This window comes from Dietzia maris, from assembly GCF_014144855.1.
Lineage (GTDB): Bacteria > Actinomycetota > Actinomycetes > Mycobacteriales > Mycobacteriaceae > Dietzia > Dietzia kunjamensis.
Window position 1 is genome coordinate 1 of sequence record NZ_JAALDN010000402.1, and the last position, 3670, is coordinate 3670.

At 70.2% G+C, this 3670-nt stretch carries 3 protein-coding genes and 1 pseudogene; 2 read left to right on the forward strand and 2 right to left on the reverse strand.

The window, feature by feature from the left end; all coding sequences use genetic code 11:
• Both G6024_RS13065 and G6024_RS13070 read left to right on the forward strand, forming a co-directional pair.
• Window positions 1–942: arabinosyltransferase C-terminal domain-containing protein (locus tag G6024_RS13065; RefSeq protein WP_182640381.1), on the forward strand; the 942-nt coding region annotated here is incomplete at its 5' end.
• Between the two features lie 64 nt (window positions 943–1006).
• Window positions 1007–1534: a copper chaperone PCu(A)C domain-containing protein gene (locus G6024_RS13070; RefSeq protein WP_132062190.1), complete on the forward strand. Its 528-nt coding sequence runs from the start codon at window positions 1007–1009 to the stop codon at window positions 1532–1534.
• Between the two features lie 27 nt (window positions 1535–1561).
• Here G6024_RS13070 and G6024_RS13075 read toward each other — a convergent pair whose 3' ends face one another.
• The gene (locus G6024_RS13075) at window positions 1562–3115 is read right to left on the reverse strand and encodes an acyl-CoA carboxylase subunit beta (protein WP_069389356.1); all 1554 of its coding nucleotides are present in this window, start codon (window positions 3113–3115) and stop codon (window positions 1562–1564) included.
• Window positions 3112–3670 (reverse strand): annotated as a pseudogene (locus G6024_RS13080) (polyketide synthase); the annotation flags it as partial. The gene G6024_RS13075 and the pseudogene G6024_RS13080, both read right to left, overlap by 4 nt.

Below are 3670 nucleotides of genomic sequence, written 5' to 3' on the forward strand. Positions count from 1 at the left end.
GACCCCGGCGCCGCCAACACCACCTCCGAGCCCGGCGGCGGCCCGTCGGTCAGCACCGGGGAGAGCGCCGGCACAGCCGGCGGCCGCGGGGCGGAGGGCGTGAACGAGTCCACGGTGGCCCTGCCGTTCGGGCTCGACCCCGCCACGACCCCGGTGCTCGGGTCGTTCTTCGTGGGCCCGCAGCGGGAGGCGAGCCTGGAGACCGGCTGGTACCGCCTGCCCGAGAACCGCGAGTCCCACCCGCTCCTGGTGATCTCGGCGGCCGGCCGGATCGGCCGCTACGACGCCGACGGGCTCTACGAGTACGGCCAGGAGGTCGTGGTCGAGTTCGGCCGGTCCGGCGACGCCGGGGTCGACACGGTGGGCGAGCCGGTGGTGCCGTTCGACATCGGTCCCGCGCCGACGTGGCGCAACCTGCGGGTGGACATGCAGGACGCCCCCGCCGACGCCGATGTCATGCGGGTCCGGGTCGACGACAACGACCTCACCCCCGAACAGTGGACCGCCATCACCCCGCCGCGCGCACCCGAGCTCGTGACGGTCCAGGAGATGGTCGGGTCGGAGTCGCCCGTCCTGCTCGACTGGGCGGTGAGCCTGCAGTTCCCGTGCCAGCGGCCGTTCGAGCACTACGCGGGTGTGGCGGAGTTGCCGGAGTTCCGGATCCTGCCCGACCGTCCGCTCGCCGTGAGCGCCACCAGTACGTGGATGTCCTACGAGGCCGGTGGGCCGCTCGGGTGGATCGAGACCGCCCAGCGTGCCCGGACGATCCCGTCGTACCTGCGCCACGACTGGAACCGTGACTGGGGTTCGATCGAGGCGTACACGCCGCTGGGCACCTATCAGGAGGACCCGCCGGCGCCCGCGGAGGTGACCACCGGGAACGAGACCCGTTGGGGCTGGTGGCAGCCCGAGGGGCCGATCCTGGTGACCGACCCGGAGTAGGCCGCACCGCGGTACCGGGAGAATGTGGTGTGCCGACACGCCCACCGTGGGTACCGTGTCGGCTATGAGCATCTCAATGACCCGGTACGCCGCTTCGGCCGCGATGGTCCTCGCCCTCGGGGTGTCGACCGCATGCTCGTCCGACGACCCGGAACCGGATTCGACCAACCGCGGCGGAGGAGAGACGGACGGTCAGACCTCGGTCGAGAACGTCTTCATCGCACCCGCCTACGCGATCGACTGTTCGCTGCAGGTGGACGCACCCGCTCAGCTGAGCTTCACCGCGGTCAACGACAGCTCCACCGAGGCGGAGACTCTCTCGGAGATCACCAGCCCCGCCGCGGAGCGGGTCGAGATCGACGCCCCCGCGGGTGCCCTCGAGATCGCCCCCGAGTCGTCGATCGCCGCCGGTCAACCGGTGGAGAACGTCGAGGACGCCGACGCACCCGACCGGCCGTTCAGGTCCTTCATGTTCGGTCTCGACGACAGCGCCGAGCCGGGGAAGTCGATCCCGGTCACCTTCACCTTCGAGCGGGCGGGGGACATCACCCTCCAGGCGGCCGTCGACGCCTGTCCGAACCAGTCCGAGTAGCCGCCCAGTCGACCCCGCCCGCGGCGGTCACATGGGCGCGATGGGGTGCTTACGCGGCGGCTCGTTGCTGATCTTGTCCCGCAGCTGGTTCAGCGCACCGCGCAGCACCAGGCGGGTCTGCGACGGCTCGATCACGGCGTCGATGTACCCGCGCTCGGCGGCGGTGTACGGGGTCGCGATGAACTCGTTGTACATGTCGATGAGCTGCTTGCGGAGCTTGGGACCCTCCTCGGGGCCCGCCTCCTCGATCTGCCGACGCTGCAGCAGGTCGACCGCGCCCTCGGCACCCATCACCGCGATGCGCGCGGTGGGCCAGGCGAAGTTGAGGTCGCCACCCAGGTTCTTGGACCCCATCACGGCGTACGCGCCGCCGTAGGCCTTGCGGACGACGAACGTGACCTTGGGGACCGAGGCCGCCACCACGGCGAAACCCATCTTGGCCCCGCGGTGGATGATGCCGAGCTTCTCCTGCTGCACGCCCGGGAGGTAGCCGGGGGTGTCCACCACGTAGACCAGCGGGATCGAGTAGGCGTCGCACAGCATCATGTGCCGCGTGGCCTTCTCCGAGGCGTCGATGTCCAACGCGCCCGACAGGTGCAGGGGCTGGTTGGCGACGACGCCGACGGACTCACCGTCGACCCGGGCGAAACCCGTGATGATGTTGGACGCGAACTGCCCGGAGGTCTCCACGAACTCGCCGTCGTCGAACATCCGCAGGAGCACGTCGTGCATGTCGTACGCGGCGTTGTCCGAGTCCGGGATGATCGAGTCCAGCTGTCGGTCCGACTCCGTGGTCTCCGCCTCGAGACCCGGGTTGATCCGCGGCGCCTTCTCCGCGGCCGAGGACGGCAGGTAGCTCAGCAGGTTACGCACGTACATGAAGGCGTCTTGCTCGCTCACGGCGACGTGGTTGACGTTGCCGTTCTTGGCCTGCTGCAGGGCCGAGCCGAGCTCGTCCATGGTGACGTCCTCGCCGGTGACCTGCCGGATCACGTCGGGCCCGGTGACGAACATGTACGCCTGGTCCTGGACCGCGATCACGAAGTCGGTGGTCGCGGGGGCGTAGACGGCGCCGCCCGCGCACTTGCCCAGCATGATCGAGATCTGGGGCACGTACCCGGAGGCCGGATACTGCCGCCGGGAGATCTCGGAGTAGTAGGCCAGCGAGGTCACGGCGTCCTGGACTCGCGCGCCACCGGAATCGTTGATGCCGATGATGGGGCACCCGACCTTGATCGCGAAGTCCATGATGGCGCAGACCTTCTTGCCGAAGCCCTCGCCGACCGACCCGCCGAACACCGTGTTGTCGTGCGCGTACACGGCCACCGGGCGGCCGTCGATGGTGCCGCGGCCGGTGACCACGCCGTCACCGAACGGGTTGTCCGGGCTACCGGGCGCCTTGGCGAGCTGGCCCATCTCCACGAAACTGCCGGCGTCGAGCAGCAGTGCGATCCGCTCCCGCGGCGGGGTGTGCCCCGCGGCGTCGCGGCGGGCCTTCGCCCGCTCGCTGCCCGGGTCCTTGGCCTGCTCGGTCTTGACCCGCAGTTCCGCGAGCTTCTCCGCGGTGGTCTTCGCCGTCACGCGTCTGTCCCCTTCCGTACACCCGCGTCGAGCTCGGTGAGCCGACGCGCCAGATGCTTACCGACGGTACCGACCACCGGTTCGTCGACCATCGCGAGGTGGTCCCCGTCGAGCTGGACGACCTCCAGGTCGCCGACGATGCGGGCCCAGCCGCCGTCCGGGTCGATGTGTGCGTAGCGGGGCTCGAGCTCGATCGCCCCGTCGTGCATCCGCTCCGCGCGGTACAGCACGAACGGCACCTCGGCGCCGACACCGGCCCAGGTGGACAGGTCCGCGCTCTGCAGGATCCGGTTGTCGACGAAGCTGGCCCGCTGGTGTTCGATGACACCGCCGCCCATGGCGTTGGCCTCGGCACCCAGTGCCCCGAGCAGCATATCCAACACGCCGTCCTCACCGTGCTCGGCCAGGAAGTCCCGCGGGACCTCCACGTCCAACCCGTAGGTGCGCTTGGCGAACTCCGAGTACCGACGCCACCGGGCCTCGGCCTCGTCGAGGGTGTCGGGGATCGGCTCCGACGGCTGCACGGTGTCCAGCAGGACCACCAGCGCGACCTCG